This is a genomic window from Rhizobium sp. ERR 1071, assembly GCF_007828675.1.
Lineage (GTDB): Bacteria > Pseudomonadota > Alphaproteobacteria > Rhizobiales > Rhizobiaceae > Rhizobium > Rhizobium dioscoreae.
The window spans coordinates 238,050-254,288 of sequence record NZ_VITM01000006.1 but is presented as its reverse complement, the minus strand read 5'-3'; the positions used below and the strand labels follow the sequence as shown (position 1 = coordinate 254,288).

Annotated in this window: 16 protein-coding genes; 15 read left to right on the top strand and 1 reads right to left on the bottom strand. The window is 59.9% G+C overall.

All coding sequences use genetic code 11. The features are described 5' to 3' along the window. The first annotated feature begins 85 nt into the window (after nucleotides 1-85). From FBZ99_RS22115 to FBZ99_RS22075, 10 genes are all read left to right on the top strand, one after another. On the top strand, nucleotides 86-1,780 hold the full coding sequence (locus FBZ99_RS22115; protein WP_113350755.1) for a hydantoinase B/oxoprolinase family protein: 1,695 nt from the start codon (nucleotides 86-88) through the stop codon (nucleotides 1,778-1,780). Next, on the top strand, nucleotides 1,777-3,840 hold the full coding sequence (locus FBZ99_RS22110) for a hydantoinase/oxoprolinase family protein (protein ID WP_113350756.1): 2,064 nt from the start codon (nucleotides 1,777-1,779) through the stop codon (nucleotides 3,838-3,840). Before FBZ99_RS22115 ends, FBZ99_RS22110 begins: the two co-directional genes overlap by 4 nt. A 1-nt stretch (nucleotide 3,841) precedes the next feature. Then, on the top strand, nucleotides 3,842-4,939 hold the full coding sequence (locus FBZ99_RS22105; RefSeq protein WP_113350757.1) for an ABC transporter ATP-binding protein: 1,098 nt from the start codon (nucleotides 3,842-3,844) through the stop codon (nucleotides 4,937-4,939). A gap of 48 nt (nucleotides 4,940-4,987) precedes the next feature. After that, nucleotides 4,988-6,160 (top strand): ABC transporter substrate-binding protein, encoded by a 1,173-nt coding sequence (locus FBZ99_RS22100; protein WP_113329455.1) that lies wholly within the window; start codon nucleotides 4,988-4,990, stop codon nucleotides 6,158-6,160. 92 nt (nucleotides 6,161-6,252) lie between these two features. Continuing rightward, nucleotides 6,253-7,107 (top strand): ABC transporter permease, encoded by an 855-nt coding sequence (locus tag FBZ99_RS22095; protein ID WP_113350758.1) that lies wholly within the window; start codon nucleotides 6,253-6,255, stop codon nucleotides 7,105-7,107. Next, a complete protein-coding gene (locus FBZ99_RS22090; protein ID WP_113350759.1) occupies nucleotides 7,104-7,904 on the top strand; it encodes an ABC transporter permease in 801 nt (266 codons plus the stop codon). The genes FBZ99_RS22095 and FBZ99_RS22090 overlap by 4 nt, the downstream gene beginning before the upstream one ends. 73 nt (nucleotides 7,905-7,977) lie before the next feature. Beyond that, the gene (locus FBZ99_RS22085) at nucleotides 7,978-8,187 is read left to right on the top strand and encodes a hypothetical protein (protein ID WP_069610151.1); all 210 of its coding nucleotides are present in this window, start codon (nucleotides 7,978-7,980) and stop codon (nucleotides 8,185-8,187) included. Then, nucleotides 8,188-8,364, top strand: a complete 177-nt coding sequence (locus FBZ99_RS33210) for a hypothetical protein (RefSeq protein ID WP_162748758.1) — start codon at nucleotides 8,188-8,190, stop codon at nucleotides 8,362-8,364. Nucleotides 8,365-8,512: 148 nt separating this feature from the next. Continuing rightward, the gene (locus FBZ99_RS22080; RefSeq protein ID WP_113329452.1) at nucleotides 8,513-8,935 is read left to right on the top strand and encodes a TadE/TadG family type IV pilus assembly protein; all 423 of its coding nucleotides are present in this window, start codon (nucleotides 8,513-8,515) and stop codon (nucleotides 8,933-8,935) included. Further along, nucleotides 8,935-10,671, top strand: a complete 1,737-nt coding sequence (locus tag FBZ99_RS22075; protein WP_145634830.1) for a pilus assembly protein TadG-related protein — start codon at nucleotides 8,935-8,937, stop codon at nucleotides 10,669-10,671. Before FBZ99_RS22080 ends, FBZ99_RS22075 begins: the two co-directional genes overlap by 1 nt. Before the next feature lie 84 nt (nucleotides 10,672-10,755). Here the strand turns inward: FBZ99_RS22075 and FBZ99_RS22070 are convergent, their stop codons facing one another. Next, a complete protein-coding gene (locus tag FBZ99_RS22070) occupies nucleotides 10,756-11,664 on the bottom strand; it encodes a LysR family transcriptional regulator (protein WP_113329450.1) in 909 nt (302 codons plus the stop codon). 259 nt (nucleotides 11,665-11,923) lie between these two features. Between FBZ99_RS22070 and FBZ99_RS22065 the strand changes: the two genes are divergently transcribed. The 5 genes from FBZ99_RS22065 to FBZ99_RS22045 are packed head-to-tail and all read left to right on the top strand — an operon-like array spanning nucleotide 11,924 to nucleotide 16,177. Next, nucleotides 11,924-12,730, top strand: a complete 807-nt coding sequence (locus tag FBZ99_RS22065) for a 5-oxoprolinase subunit PxpA (RefSeq protein WP_145634827.1) — start codon at nucleotides 11,924-11,926, stop codon at nucleotides 12,728-12,730. Beyond that, entirely contained in the window at nucleotides 12,717-12,959 is a 243-nt protein-coding gene (locus tag FBZ99_RS22060) for an acetyl-CoA carboxylase (protein ID WP_145634824.1), read from the top strand. Before FBZ99_RS22065 ends, FBZ99_RS22060 begins: the two co-directional genes overlap by 14 nt. Then, entirely contained in the window at nucleotides 12,956-14,341 is a 1,386-nt protein-coding gene (locus tag FBZ99_RS22055) for an acetyl-CoA carboxylase biotin carboxylase subunit (RefSeq protein WP_145634821.1), read from the top strand. The genes FBZ99_RS22060 and FBZ99_RS22055 overlap by 4 nt, the downstream gene beginning before the upstream one ends. Beyond that, nucleotides 14,341-15,216, top strand: a complete 876-nt coding sequence (locus tag FBZ99_RS22050; RefSeq protein WP_145634818.1) for a 5-oxoprolinase subunit B family protein — start codon at nucleotides 14,341-14,343, stop codon at nucleotides 15,214-15,216. Before FBZ99_RS22055 ends, FBZ99_RS22050 begins: the two co-directional genes overlap by 1 nt. Beyond that, on the top strand, nucleotides 15,206-16,177 hold the full coding sequence (locus FBZ99_RS22045; RefSeq protein ID WP_145634815.1) for a biotin-dependent carboxyltransferase family protein: 972 nt from the start codon (nucleotides 15,206-15,208) through the stop codon (nucleotides 16,175-16,177). Before FBZ99_RS22050 ends, FBZ99_RS22045 begins: the two co-directional genes overlap by 11 nt. The last annotated feature ends 62 nt before the right edge of the window (nucleotides 16,178-16,239 follow it).

Here is a 16,239-nt window from a genome sequence, read left to right as displayed (position 1 = left end):
GTAGGTTTTGAGGCGCCCGCCCACCCATCGGGAAGGCTATCGACGGACGAAAAAACACCTAATCTGCACGCGTGCGAATATAATAATGAGGGGAAGATTCGTGATCGTCGTCGATCCGGTGACGCAGGAGATTATCGAGGGCAAGCTGGCAGCCACCGTCGACGAGATGGGCGTGGTCATGGCCAGGACCTCGATGAGCCCGGTGATCTATGAAGTGCTTGATTTCGCCTGCGGTCTCCTCACCCGTGACGGTGAACTCGTGGCGCAGATGAACGGCATCACCCTGTTCACCGGCACCTTCGGCACGCAGGTCAAATCGCTGATCGCGCTCTACGGCGATGATCTGGAAGATGGCGACATCCTGCTTACGAACGATCCCTATTCCGGCGGCACGCATGCCTGCGATTTCGCCATCGTCAAGCCGATCTTCTTCGGTGGCCGGATATTGGCCTATGCCATCAATGTCGCCCATTATCTCGATGTCGGTGGCTCGGTTCCAGGTTCTCTTGCGCCGAACGCCACCTCCGTCTTCCAAGAGGGACTGAGGCTGCCGGGCGTCAAAGTGGTGCGCAGCGATCGCTTCTCGGACGAAGTCCTGCGCATCATCCGCGAGAATGTCCGTCTGCCCGAAGTCGCGATCGGCGACCTCACGGCTCAGGTGGCGACCGTCCGTGTTGCTGCGCGCCGGATGGGCGAGCTTGCGCACAAATATGGCACCGATGTCGTCAAAGCCGCGTTTAATCACCTCCTGTCGGTCAGCGAGAAGCAGGCGCGCGCCGCCATAACCGCATTGCCGGACGGGATCTATGAGGCGGAAGATATCATTGACGGCGATGGCGTCACTACCGATCCTATTTCGGTCAAGGTTGCCGTCACGATTTCCGGAGATCGCCTGACGGCGGATTTCACCGGTTGCCCGCCAGCCGTCGCAGGCCCGATCAATTGTGCGGCGGGCGCGCTGCAGTCGGCGGTGCGCACCATCTTCAAGGCGCTGGTCGCACCACAGGCACCCTCCAATGAGGGCTGGTTCCGGCCGCTCTCCGTCATTGCGCCGAAGGGTTCGGTTTTCACCGCCGAGAAGCCTTCTCCGACGGGCTGGTATTATGAGGGTTCGGTGCATGCTTCCGAACTCGTCTGGAAGGCCCTTGCAAAGCTTATGCCCGAGCGCTTTTCCGCCGGTTCCTATACAAGCCTCTGCGTCCTCTATGTTTCCGGCAAGGACGAGGCGGGGCAGCCATTCATCCATATCGAGCCGCAACACGGCGGCTGGGGCGCGAGCAGGGACGGCGATGGCGCCAATGCGCTGATCGCGCTAACCGATGGCGATACCTACAATTACTCCGTCGAGGTCATCGAAGCGCGCTTTCCCTTGCTCGTGCGCCGTTATGGGCTGAACGTGGAAGGGGGATCGGGTGCGGGCCGCCGTCGCGGAGGTTTCGGTGTCATTCGCGATTATGAAATCCTCGGAGACGGTGCTTCCGCCTATTGCAGCTTTGGGCGGACCGACACGCCTCCCTGGGGAATAGAAGGTGGTAAATCCGGCAGCATCAATCTTCTGCAGCTGAAAGAGAGCGGCGGAAAGGTCCGAAATTTCGGCCGCGAACCGCATATCGAGCTGAAGCGCGGCGATCTCGTGCGGATCATCACCGGCGGCGGTGGCGGCTGGGGTGATCCGCGTGCTCGCGAACGGGAACAGGTCCGCCGCGATGTCGAAGATGGCTATATCACCAGCGAGGTGGCGCGCAGCCTGTACGGATATGAAGAAGGTATGGCGTCATGATCAGACTGGCGACGGATGTAGGCGGTACCTTTACCGACCTCGTCGGTTATGATGAGCGCACGGGCGAGATCTTTACCGCCAAGAGCCTGACGACCGTTCACGACCAATCCGAAGGTGTACTTGCGGCAATCGAGCTTGCCGAGAAGAAGGACGGGCTTTCGGCGCGCGACGTGATTTTCTTTGCGCATGGCGGGACAACCGTCATCAACGCGATTACGGAGCGAAAGGGCGTCCGCACGGCGCTCGTGACGACCGCCGGCTTTCGCGACGTCTTGGAAATCGGCCGCGGCAATCGCCCCGATCTCTACAATCTCCAGTTCAAGAGCCCGGAAGCCTTTGTGCCGCGCAGCCTGCGCTTCGAGGTGCGCGAACGCATGGATGCCAAAGGCCGGGTGCTGACGCCCATCGAGCTTGGCGATATCGAGCTGATCGTCCGTGAATGCCGCGCTCGCAAGGTCGAGGCCGTCGCCGTCGTCTTCCTCCACAGCTATGCCAATCCCGAGCATGAGATCGTCTGTGCCAAGGCGATCGCCGAAGCGCTGCCGGATGTCACGGTTTGCGCCAGCCACGAGGTTTCCCGTCAATGGCGGGAATATGAGCGTTCCAATACGGCCGTGCTTAACGCTTATGTGCAACCGATCATCAAGCGCTATTTTGCGCGGCTCGAAAGCGCGCTGACCGAGCGCGATCTCACCTGCCCCTATTATGCCATGCAGTCGAACGGCGGCATCTCCACCTTCGATCAAGCACAGACGAGCCCGCTGACATTGGTCGAATCCGGGCCGGCCGGCGGTGTGGCGGGTGCCGCGCGTATCGGCACCGTGCTTGGCGAATCCGAAGTGCTGTCGCTCGACGTCGGTGGCACGACGGCGAAATGCTCGCTGATCCACGATAGCCGCCCGACGCTTGACAGCGAATACAAGCTCGAGCACACCCGCATCGCACCCGGCTATCCGGTGCAGGTGCCGGTGGTCGATATCGTCGAAATCGGTGCCGGCGGCGGCTCGATTGCCCGCATCGATGAGCGCGGAGCGCTCTGCGTCGGCCCGGAAAGTGCTGGCTCGACACCCGGGCCTGCCTGCTATGGCCGTGGCGGCGACAAGCCGACGCTATCCGATGCTTTGCTGACGCTTGGCATCTTCGATCCGGCAAGCTTCGCGGGCGGCCAGATGCAGCTCGATAAGTCCAAGGCTACGGCGGCAATCGCGACGGTTGCCAAGCCGATGGAGCTATCGGTCGAGGATGCGGCGCTCGCGATCGTCGAGATTGCGCATGCGTCGATGATCAATGCGTTGAAGCTGGTAACCGTCCAGCGCGGACACGATCCGCGCGATGCCGCTTTTGTCATTTCCGGGGGCGCGGGGCCGGCGCTTGCCGCCCGCCTCGGGCGTGATCTCGGTGTGAAGATGACAGTCGTGCCGCCGCATCCCGGCATCTTTTCGGCCTGGGGAATGCTGGCGGCGGAGCCACGGGCCGATTTCCGCAGCACGTGGTTCTCGCCCCTTGGTCCTGAAGCCGTCAGCAATCTGAAGCGTCGTTTCGACGAGCTGAAGCGTGAGGCAGTCAGATATTTCTCCAAAGGCGATGCGGCTGAGATACGCTACGCCTGCCGCGTCGAAGCTCGGTATCGCGGACAGGAGCACGGCGTCTTCGCCCCCTTCGAAATGGAAGACGATGCTGAAAGCTTTGCGGAACGCTTCCATGCCGCGCATGAGCGCGCCTATACCTTCTGCCTGCCAGGTTCGCCGGTCGAGATTACCATGATCCATCTGGAGGCAGTGCTCCACGGCCCGGTCATTGCCATTCCGAAACTCGATGGCGCCGGCCGGTCGCTGGATGCAGCCTTCAAGGGGTGCCGCGAAGTCTATTTCGGCGGAACGACCGGTTGGGTGTCCTGCCCCGTCTACGAGCGCACGCGGCTCCCGTCTTCCGAGAGGATTGCCGGCCCGCTCATCATCGAGGAGGCAACCGCGACATCGCTGGTTATTGCCGGACAGGAACTGGAAGTGAGCGAGGAAGGCTTGCTGCTCATCCGCGAATGTGATGGGGGACGCGTCTAGTATGGCGATAGCGATCGGTCTCGACCATATCGTCAGAAATTACGGGCCGACGCGCGCCGTCGACGACGTGACGCTCGACATCAGGGCAGGGGAGTTCTTTACGCTGCTCGGCTCTTCCGGTTGCGGCAAGAGCTCTCTGCTGAAGCTGATCGGCGGCTTCGACAAGCCGACCTCGGGACGTGTGCTTTTCGATGGAAGGGACATGGCTGACGTTCCGGCCAACCGCCGGCCGGTGAATACCGTCTTCCAGTCGCTCGGGCTCTTTCCGCATATGAATGTCGCCCAGAATATCGGCTACGGCCTGAAGTTGCGCGGGCTGTCCGGTGCTGCGTTGAAGACGAAGGTCGATGGCGCATTGGACTTGGTCGAGCTGAGCGGCTTTGCGGATCGCGACGTCAATCTTCTCTCAGGTGGCCAGCGCCAGCGCGTCGCGCTAGCGCGCGCGCTCGTCATGGAACCGGGCATTCTTCTGCTCGACGAACCTCTGACCGGGCTTGACGAACGGCTGCGCCAGCAGATGCGCGACGAATTCGGCCGTCTTCACAAGCGTACCGGTGCGACATTTATCCTGGTCACCCACAATCAGGACGAGGCACTCAGCCTTTCCGATCGGATGGCTGTCATGCACAAGGGGCGGATCGAGCAGACCGACGTGCCGTCGCGCTTCTTCGAGGCACCGGCCAATGCCTTTGTTGCCCGTTTTGTCGGCATCGATACGCTCCTCAGGCCCGAAAGCATTTCGGTTTCAGGCGGCAGGGCTCTCGTTACGATTGCGGGACAGCGCATTGGTGCGAGCTTTTCCGGAGCGGCGCCTCCGTCCGATGCGCTTGTTGCAATCCGCCCAGACCGAATTGAGCTGATCCCGGCTGCCGAAGAGGCTGCCGAAATAATTGAACTTAAGGTTGTCGAAAGCATCTATCGCGGACTCAGCCATGACGTTACGCTCGCTTTCGCCGACAGCCAGCGCGTGGTGTTAACGACTAGCGCGGACGCAACTCCGCCCTTGCCGGGCGAAAGCGTGCGCGTGTGTCTGAAGCCAGGCGCTGCGCTCCTGATCGATCGTTCCGGAATACCGGCTCTGGCTGGAGGCGATGAGTAGAACCCGAATAGCTGACACAAGCGAAAAATGAGGGAAGGGAATGACACGATGAACAAGAGCAATAATCTCGTCTCCTCCGCCTTGAGGAGTAATATGCAGCGCCGTGACATGCTCAAGCTGATGGGTGCGGGTGCGGCCGCACTCACCGTCGGCGGGCTTTCTGCAACGAGTGCTATGGCCGATGATGCTACGGTTGCATTCTGGGGTACCGCCACGCTCGATATCGGCGACAAATGGCAGGAGTTTACTCGCCAAAGTGGCGTTTCGCCTGAGTTTACCGATAACGGCAACGATGTCGGGCCGGTGGTTGCGCGCCTTGCCGCCGGCAATGCCAACGATCTCTTCGATGTCGGCGGCTTTCAGGGCGGCGCCGAGCGCGAGCTCGCCAAGCAGGGCCTGATTGCCCCCTGGGACGTCTCCAAGATCTCGAATTTCGCCGGCATCTGGCAATGGGCCAAAGATATCCCGACCTTGACCTATGAGGGCAAGCAGTACGGTATTCCCACCGTCGTCAACGCCGACTCTATCATTTATCGCCCCGACAAGCTCGGCAAAGTCGACAGCTATGGCGTCATCTTCGACCCCAAGCTCAAGGGCCGGGTCGCGATGGAAGATGCGTGGATCAACAGTGCCATCTTCACCGCCATCTATCTGAAGGAAGCCGAGAACAAGCCGATCAAGGAGCCCGGCAACCTGACGGAATCCGAGCTCGGCCTCGTCATGGAGTTCCTGATCAAGCACAAGAAGGATGGCCAGTTCCGCACTTTCTGGAACGGATGGGAACAGGGCGTGCAGCTGGTGGCGAACGAGGAAGTCGACGCCATGACCGGCTGGGAGCCGATCGTCTATGAAGGCCGCAAGCGCGGGCTGCAAGTGGAGTATGCAGCTCCCGTCGAAGGCTACGAAGGCTGGGGCAACAATACGGTACTGCTGAAGGGCGCCACGGAGCGCGGCAAGGCCGACGTCGCCCACAAGTTCGTCGATGGCCTGCTTGCCGGTCTCTACGGTTGCGAGCTCGGCAAGGCGCGCGGCTATCTCGTGCCGACCGACAACAACCTCGCCTACGCCAAGGCCCATCCGGATGAATATAAGGCCGAGGACGTTGCCAAGCTTGCCGAACATGTGAAGGCCAAGTTCTCCGGAAAGGTCTACTGGCAGAATTGCCGCCCGGACAATTTCCAACTCTACGAGGAGTGGTGGCAGAAGCTACGCAACGCCTGATTTGAAGTGATGGATCGGGGCTGGCGCATCTGCCGAGGGAGAGGCCGGCCCCGAGCCGATGGGATCAACGCCGAGAGAAGGAGGGCTAGACGATGAAAACACCAGTTCTATTGCTTGCTGCTCCGCTCGCGGCGATCATCCTGCTCGGCCTTGCGCCGCTCGTTCTTGTCGTGGTCTGGAGCTTCTGCGCCTGGGATTCCGCCACCTACTGGATCAAGCCGGAATTCAGCCTCGCTGCCTATGGCGCCATTCTGGAGGCCGGGCGCTGGAGCGTGTTCCTGTCCACCCTTGGCAAGGCGTTTCTGACATCGGCTATCTGCCTCGTCATCGCTTATCCCACCGCCTATGCGATGTATTTCCTGGCGGGCCGCACCCTGTCTGTGGTGCTTGCGGCCCTGCTTACGATCCCGTTTTTCACGTCCTATCTCATTCGCTCCTTCTCCTGGCGCTTGCTGCTCGGCCGCACCGGTGTCATCAACACGCTCCTTCAGCAGGCCGGCATCACGGATGCGCCGCTCGACTGGCTGCTGTTCAGCGATTTTGCTGTCATCGTCGGACTGATCGCCTCCTACCTGCCGTTCGCAACCTTCCCCATCCTGCTTTCCATGCGCCGTGTCGATCCGATCGCGCTGGCGGCGTCGCGCGATCTCGGTGCCGGATTCTGGACGATGGTCCGCACGGTATTGCTGCCGCTGACCTATTCCGGCGTCTTCGCCGGCTTCCTGTTCGTCTTCGTCATGGTTGCCGGCTCCTCGACGGAGGTGCAGATGCTCGGCGGCGCTGGCGCTTCAATCGTCTCGGTGATGATCAACGACGTCATGCGCGTCGCCAATTTTCCGCTCGCCTTTGCGATTTCGACGCTGATGCTCGCCATCGTCTTTGGGCTGGTGCTGATCGGGGATGCCCTGTTCGGCCTCTCCTCACTATTCGAGGAGCGAGGCCAATGATCGTCAGAGAAGGAGCGACCCCGCGCATCGTCATTTGGGCGCTGACCATCTTCGGCCTCATAGTGATCTATGCGCCGCCGCTTTACCTGCTCGGTGTCTCGTTCAATCCTGCACTGCAGCCGGGGCTGCCGCATTTCTCCGACATCACCCTGAAATGGTACCTTGCACTCGGCTCCGAAAGCGCGCTCGTCGCCGCGCTCGGCCAGTCGATCGTCATTGCGCTTGCGACGGCTTTCATTGCGACGCTGCTGTCGCTCGGCGCGGCGCTGGCGCATCGCGAGCTTCATCGCGGACGCAGCCTGTGGTTTTTGACTGTGCTGCTACCGATGTTCGTACCGGGCGTCATCCAGGGGCTGGCGTTATCGACGGTGATCAGCCGCGCCGGCGTGAAGGCATCGGCTTTGACTGTCATTGCCGGCCATCTTTTATGGGCAATGCCCTTTGCCTTCATCGTCATCCTGACGAGCTTTGCCGCGGTCAAGCGGACCTATCTGATGGCGGCGGACGATCTCGGTGCCGGCCGCTTCCGGCAGTTTTGGGATATTACCCTGCCATTGATCCGGCCGGGTCTCGTCAGCGCCTTCATCTTTTCGTTCCTGCTGTCCCTTAACGAATTCACGCGCGCCTTCTATCTGGCAGGCCGCCAGAACACCTTGCCGGTCGTGCTGTTCGGCAAGATGAATGCCGGTGCGTCGCCGACAATCTATGCGATGTCCGGCGCTATCTTCCTTGTTTCCAGCGTCTGCGTGGTGGCCGTGGCACTGCGTTCGCTGCTCATGCAACGCCGAGTGGGGTGATCGATATGCAAATAGGACTGACAAGTCGCAAGTTCCGCCCGCCCTTAGACCTCCATCAACGGGAGTATAGAGGATGAAACAAGAGTCGAAACTGATGGCGCTGATCCGCGCGGGAAAGAGGCAGGAGGCACTTGACATGGTCGAGCGGCTGAAGGCGGCGACGCAATTGCTGCCGACGTCTATCAAGGTGGATCGGACAGGCGCCGTCACCTATTACAAAGGAAACTGCCGTTTCGTGAGAAACATTCAGGGCGGCTGGGATCTGGTGCCGAAGAAGAAGTAGATGTCTGCTGTTGATCGGGGCATCCAACAGGCCAGCGCTGTCGAAGGTGCGGCGCGGGCGAGACGCAGCGGTTGGAAAGGACAGATTTCCATCGACTGCAAATGGAAGGTCATGGTGCCAATATTCTGGCAAGCTTTTCATGCTCGGAATTTTGCCAAGACAGCTATTCCCCAGTGAAATAATGATTTGGTTAAGTATTCGGTATCTTTAAGATGTAAATAATATTAGAAAATATCTTATTTAGAAATATAAAATTAACATCCGAAGCCTAAGGTCTCCTCGACTGTCATCGCGCAGATGAAGGTCGATTGAAGGAGACAGGACCATGTATCGTGTTTCTCATTTCAACAGGGAGAAAGAGGGCGCTGCAGCAGTTGAATTCGCTCTCATCGCGCCGCTTTTTTTCCTTCTGCTTCTCACGCTGGTTGCCTTTGCCATCTATCTTACCGCCGCTCATTCGCTGCAGCAATTGACGGCCGACGCTGCCCGCACGGCAATCGCCGGGTTGTCGGCGGACGAGCGAAGCCAGCTGGTTCAAAGCTTCGTCACCAATTCGACGATCAACGACGCTTTCATCGACAAGAGCAAGTTGACGATAACCGTCGCCACCGACCCGACCAATGTCAATCAATTCACGGTCAGCGCCAGCTATGACGCGTCGGCTCTTCCGATCTGGAACCTCTATACCTTTGCGATGCCGGATCAAACCATCCGCCGCTATTCGACCATCCGGCTCGGAGGTCTCTGATGCAGCGGCTTCTCGGTCGGCTCGCTTCTCTGCGGGACAGGCGAGGAAACGTCGCCATCACGACTGCGCTCGTCTCGCCCCTCATCCTCTATTGCCTTGGCCTCGGCATCGATTACGGCATGATGACGCTGCAGCAACGGCGCCTGCAGCAATTGAGCGACATCGGCGCGATATCGGCTGCTTCCGATATCGCAAATGCGCGGACTGCGCTTCTGAACAATCTCCAGAGCAATGGCACGACCGCGGCAGTTGCCTCGGGCAGCAACTATATGACGAGCAACGGGCTCGTCACCGCAGCTGCGGCCAACTCCGGTCAATATGAGACCATGGCCAATCTGGTCCTCGGCACCTACACGGCAGATACATCGATCCCGCTTGCAAACCGCTTCTCCTCTACGGGAACCTCGCCGTATGATTCCGTTAAGGTGACATTGACCCAAAAGGCGGTGATGCCTTTCGCTTCCGCCTTTGCCACGCCGCCGACCTTGAGCGCGACGGGCACCGCGTCCAGCGAGCGCCTGGCTGCCTTTTCGGTGGGATCGCGGCTTGCGAGCCTCAATGGCGGTATTCTGAACCAGCTCCTTGGCACGTTGCTAGGGACGCAAATCTCTCTGAAAGTCGCCGATTATCAGTCGCTTGTCAGCGCGAATGTCAATCTTCTGAGCTTTCTCAATCTGCTGGCTACGGATCTCAAGCTTACTGGCGTGAGCTATAACGAGCTTCTGGCAACTGACGTCACCTATGACAAGATTCTCGGCGCTCTTGGCAAGTCGACCAATCTTTCGACCGGAGTCGTCACCCTCATCAACAATCTCGGCAAGACGCTTGCCACAACGAAGCTGACCGTCAAGCTGCAGGATATCGTGAATCTCGGTCCGTTGGGGAGCAATGTCGTCGGCACCTCCCCCAATCTGACGGCCACCATGAACGTGCTGGATCTGATCTCGGCGACCGCAATGGCTGCCAACCAGCAAAAGCAGATCGCGATCGATCTCGGGGCCGCTCTGCCAGGCGTCGCGACGGCGAAGCTGACGCTGGCGATCGGGGAAATGTCCCAGCAGACGCCGGCCCTTGCCGTGGGCGCTCCGGGCACGATCGTTCGTACGCCGCAAGTCCGTGCCGCGCTCGAAGTCGCCGTCACCGGCCTGTCGCTGATCGCCGGGTTGAAGCTCAGGGTTCCCCTCTATATCGAGCTTGCTCCCGCGGAAGCCAAGCTTGCCTCGATCACCTGTGTCGGCGGTTCCATGCCAAACGCGGTCGTCGGGATAGACGCCGTGCCCGGTGTTGCCGAGGTAGATCTTGGTGACGTCAATACGTCTGCTTTCGTAAACTTCGGCTCTGAGCCGCGGGTAACGCCGGCTGCGATCATCGATTCCCTTCTTCTCAAAGTGATTGCGAGTGCGCAGGTCGATATCGCCAATATGAGCCCGACACGATTGAACTTTCAGCCGTCGGAGATCTCGGCAGGTACAATCAAGACGGTTTCCACCAGTACAGTCCTCACGTCCACGGTCTCGTCGCTTCTGAAAAACGCGACGATCACTATCCAATTGCTCATCTTGACCATTGGAACGCCGTCGGGAGTGCTTTCAGCCGTTGCCGATACGCTGTCGGTCGTGACCGCGCCCCTCGATCAGGTTCTGTACGGCCTACTCGGCCTTCTCGGGCTTGGTATTGGTCAAGCCGACGTGAGCGTTACTGACGCAAGATGCACGCAGCCGGTGCTGGTACAGTAATGGCTTCGCGGTGCGTATGGTCGAGCCGCACGCTCTAAATCCAGTTGTGCCTCGAACGAGGGGCTGGATTGCCAACCGATCGGATCAGGAATTCGTACCCGGCAGGCTGTAGGCCTGCTGGAAATAACGCCTGAAGGCAAGCATGGGCTGGCTGAACTCGACATTGGCTCGCCACGCGAGTCCCACATCCATGGGCGGAACCGGGTCTTGTATGTTCACGGTCTCGATGCGTCTTCCCTCCAGCGACCAGGGGCGATGCACCATGTCCGACAAAATAGCGACGCCGAGGCCGTTCGCCACCATCGATCTGACGGCTTCGATCGAACTGGTCCGCAGGAGCACCTTTGGTTGATAGGGGCTTCGGCTCCAGTAGCGCAGCGAAGAATGTGCCGCCTCATCGACCGTCAGCATGATGTAGGGTTCCTCGGCGATTTCACGCAGACCGATGCCGTCGCGACGCTGCAGCTCGTGGCCGGCCGGCAGCCAGAGACGTCTGACCGAACTCAGAAGCGTCTCGGTCATCAGCATCGGATTGAGGATGTTCGAGGTCAGCAAGACCGAAATGTCGTAGCGGTTGGTCAGCAAGCCTTCCTCGATTGACTCGCGATTGACCTCGTAGAGCTGGATTTTCAGCTTCGGATAGAGGCGGCGGATACGCTCGATATGCATCGGCAGGAAATAGCCGATAACGGTATAGGTCGCGGCAACGACAAGCTCGCCTTCGATGTCGCTGCTGACGAGGTTGAGATGGGTCGCCTCGTCGACTTTGGCCAGAATTTCATAGGCATGGGACAGGAATTGCCGGCCTGCCGTGGTTAGATCCATACCCTGTGGCGTGCGGTTGAACAGAGAGACGCCGACGGTAAGTTCGAGATCCTTGATCGCCGCAGTGACGGCGGATTGGGAGATCGACAGGCTGACGGCCGCGTGCGAGATTTGTCCATATTCCGCCGTCGCGACGAAGTAGCGAAGCTGCCGCAGGCTCAAGCTCATGATGTTCTTCCTATCTATTTATCTGAAAACACCAGCTGCGATTCAGATTTCATGGATCTAAAACGAGCTGATTTTCGACAAAAGCGTGCGCAATTTTAATATGTAATTGATACTACAAGATATTTCTTGACGCAATTTTAAGCATAGATATCAGTTTATCAGATATCATGCCTTTGAAAATTGTATTTTTCAAAGGCGGCCTTTGCCTCTAGCGTTCACATATCGGTCCCGGTTGGGGCGCAGGTGCGAGGGAAGGCATTTGAAGGAAGTTGTCGATATCAATTGCGACATGGGGGAGGCCTTCGGCCGATGGCGGATCGGCGATGCGCATGACGAGGAGCTTATCTCACTCGTCAGTTCGGCCAATATTGCCACCGGGTTTCACGCCGGCGATCCCAATCTCATGGACGAGACCGTGCGGCTGGCAGCCGCCCACGGCGTCGGCGTCGGTGCTCATCCCGGCTACAATGACCTCCAGGGCTTCGGGCGGCGCAAGATCAACGGTACTAGCCGCGAGATCGTCAACGATCTGATCTATCAGGTCGGTGCGCTGCGCGAGTTCGCCAGACGCTATGGCGTGCCCGTGCAGCATGTGAAGCCGCATGGCGCTCTCTATATGGAATTGGCGGCGAACGCCGATCTCTCGCAGATATTCATACAATATATGCGCACCGTGGCGCCGAATATGTTCGTCTTCTGCATGGACGGGTCGGCCACTTGCCTTGCTGCTGAAGAGGCGGGCCAGCCTGTCGTGCGCGAGTTCTACGCCGATCGCGATTATGGCGATACGGGCTGGATCGTCTTTACCAGGGATGTCGGTCGCCCCGACCCCAAGGCAATTGCCCGCAAGGTCGTGAGAGCCTGCACCGAAGGCGTCGTGCGGACCGTCAACGGTGCGGATATTCCGATCGTCTTCGATTCTATCTGTTTTCATTCCGATACTTTGGGTGCGCTCGATATCGTGCGCCACATGCGCGAAGCGCTCATTGCCGAGGGTATCAGGATTGCACCCGTTTCACAGATTTTGAACAGCGACGCAGCGCGGAGGTCCCATGAACAAGCTTGAGATCAGATCACCCCTTCCGGGAACCTTCTATCGGGCTTCCTCTCCGGACACGCCTCCCTTCAAGGTCGATGGCGACGCCGTTGTGGCCAGCGATACGATCGGTCTCATCGAGGTCATGAAAACCTTCCAGCAGATCCCTGCTGGGCTCGATGGCAAGAACATCACCTTTCTCGTCGATAATGAAGAGCCCGTCATGGCCGGCCAGATCATAGCGGAGGTGGATCCATGACCATCCGCTCGGTCCTCATTGCCAATCGCGGCGAGATCGCCGTCAGGATCATAAAGGCCGCCAAAGCGCTCGGCATACGCACCGTGCAGGTGCATAGTGCCGCTGATGCCGACATGCTGGCGGTCAAGCTTGCGGACGAGGCAATCGATATCGGCTCGCCGGCCCCGAAGAGATCCTACCTGAACATCGAAGCCATCCTTTCGGCGGCGCGGTCGGCGGGCGTGGATGCCGTTCATCCGGGCTATGGGTTTCTGTCCGAAAACGGAGATTTCGCCGATGCCGTCGAGGCTGCGGGCATGATCTTCATCGGGCCGAGCGGCGAAGCCATTCGATTGCTTGGCGACAAGGTGGCAGCCCGCGAGATTGCGAAACGGGCCGGCGTTCCGACAGTACCGGGAAGTGATGGTCGCGTGGCAGATATTGCGGCTGCAGAGGCGATTGCCGAACGCATCGGCTTTCCCGTCATGATCAAGGCGGCCGCCGGCGGCGGTGGACGTGGCATACGTATCGTGCAGTCGCTCACTGAGCTCAGGGAGCAGTTTCCGCTTGCCTCTGCAGAGGCGGCGGCCGCTTTCGGCGATGGCGGCCTCTACATGGAGAAGGTCGTCACCCGCGCCCGCCATATCGAGGTGCAGATTTTCGGCGACGGACGGAATTTCGTCCATTGCTTCGAACGTGAGTGCTCGCTGCAACGTCGCCGTCAGAAGGTGTGGGAGGAAGCGCAGGCCTCCACGCTGCCCGATGACATCAGGCAGCGCCTTTGCGCCAGCGCCGTCGCCCTTGCGGCGGAAGTCGGTTATCGTGGCGCAGGCACCGTCGAATATCTCTACGACGAGGATAGCAGGCAGTTCTATTTCATCGAAGTGAATACCCGCATCCAGGTCGAACATCCGGTGACCGAAATGATTACCGGCATCGATCTGGTGCAGGAGATGTTCAAGGTGGCCGGCGGTGCTTCCTTGTCACTGACGCAATCCGATATCCGGACGCGCGGTCACGCCATAGAGTGCCGGATCAATGCCGAAGACTCGGCCAGAGGCTTTCTGCCGGCGCCCGGCACTGTGACGCGGCTCTCGATTCCGGAAGGCGAAGGCATCCGCTTCGATACAATGCTCTACGCCGGCTATACCGTGCCGCCCTTCTACGATTCCCTGCTTGGCAAGCTCATCGTCTGGGCCGAGGATCGCGATGCCTGCCTCGACAGGTTGGTCGCCGCCCTTTCCAGTCTGACGATCGAAGGCTTGCCGACGACGATCCCTCTGCACCTCGCGCTCGCCCGCGATCCATCCGTGCGCAAGGGGGCATTCCACACGCGTTTTCTCGAAACCTGGCTGGAGACCGATTTTGCCGCGGTTGACGGCGTATCGGCGGAGGTTGCCTGATGCCAGCTCGCTTTACGTTCGGAGGTGACGAGCATCTCTTCGTCGAATGCAGCGACGAGATGTCCCTCGAAGCCTTCTTCAAGAGCCTGTCTATGGCCAAGGGGGTGCGCGAGAGCGCCATCAAAGGTGTCACCGAAATTTGCCCTGCCAACGCCTCCTTTCAGATCAAGTTCGATCCCGACATAATCAAGCCGGACGATCTCCTGCGCGAGGTCAAGGCGATCGAGGGTACTGCCGAAAAGGCCGATCCCGTCATTACCACCCGCATCGTCGAAATCCCTGTTTTCTACAATGATCCCTGGACGCATGAGACGCTGATGCGCTTCCGCGAGCGGCATCAGGAGCCGACGGGGACCGATCTCGACTACGCTGCCAGGATCAATGGCTATGATGCGGTCGAGGACTTCATTTCGGCTCATGCCGGCTCGCCCTGGTTCGTTTCGATGGTCGGCTTCGTTGCCGGCCTGCCGTTCATGTATCAGATGGTGGAGCGGCAGCGGCAGATCGAGGTGCCGAAATATCTGCGCCCGCGAACCGACACGCCACGGTTGACGGTGGGACACGGCGGCTGCTTCGGCTGCATCTATTCGGTGCGCGGGGCCGGCGGCTATCAGATGTTCGGCATCACGCCGATGCCGATCTTCGACCCCAAGCAAACGACGAGCTATCTCCGCGATTTCATGGTGTTCTTCCGTCCGGGCGACATCGTGAAGTTCCGGCCGATCGAGCGCGACGGATACGACCAGGCGGTCGAGGATGTCGACAAGGGCCGCTTCGCTCCGCCGATCCGCGAGGTCAAATTCGATCTCAGGCAATACCAGGCCGATATCGACGGCTACAACGCCAGGTTGGAGGGCGCGCTGCATGGCCATTAAGGTTCTTCATCACGGCCTTTCCACCACGATTCAGGATCTCGGACGGCCCGGCTATTTCCATCTCGGCATTCCCGTGGGCGGCGCCATGGACCGTTACGCCATGCGGGCGGCAAATCTTCTCGTCGGCAATGATGAGGGTGCGGCCGGGCTCGAAGCCGTCTTCATGGGGCCTAAGCTCGAATTTCTCGACGATGCCCTGATTGCGGTTACCGGCGCCGACATGCCCGTCAGGATCGATGACGAGCTGCAGCCGGGATGGACGGCACTCAAGGTCAGGGCAGGGCAGACCGTAAGCTTCGACTTTCTGAGGTCCGGGGCGCGGATCTGCATTGCGGTGTCGGGCGGCATCGATGTTCCCGAAGCGCTGGGCAGCCGGTCGACCTATGTGATCGGCGCCCTCGGCGGCCTGAATGGTAAGGCTATCGCTGCCGGAGATGAGCTTCCCGTTGGCTCCGGTTCCATGAAGAACGAGGGGCTATCCATTGCCGAGGAGCTGCGCCGCAAGCCCGGTACCCCGGCGGAGCTCCGGGTTCTGCCGGGGCTCTATTGGGATCGGTTGACAGAGCAAACGAAGAGCAACTTCTTTGCCGACCAATGGAAGGTTGCGCCGGAGGCCGATCGCATGGGGTATCGCTTCCGCGGCGGTCGCAAGCTCGAATTCGTCGAGCGCAAGCAGCCTTTCGGTGCAGGCTCGGATCCGTCGAATATCGTTGACAGCTGCTATCCATATGGCTCGATCCAGGTGCCGGGCGGAACGGAGCCGATCATCCTGCATCGCGATGCCGTCTCCGGCGGCGGCTATTTCATGCTGGGAACGGTGATCTCCGCCGACATGGATCTGATCGCGCAACTGCAGCCGCATACGCCGACGCAATTCGTGGAGGTCACCATGGATCAGGCGCTGGCGGCCCGGGCGGACCGGCAGGCATTGCTTGCGCGCCTTCGTGCTGCTCTGGCGTAAGGGATCAAGCGGATGGCTGCTCCTTCGATCCCGCGTTTCCGACACAGATCGAATAGGTTAGG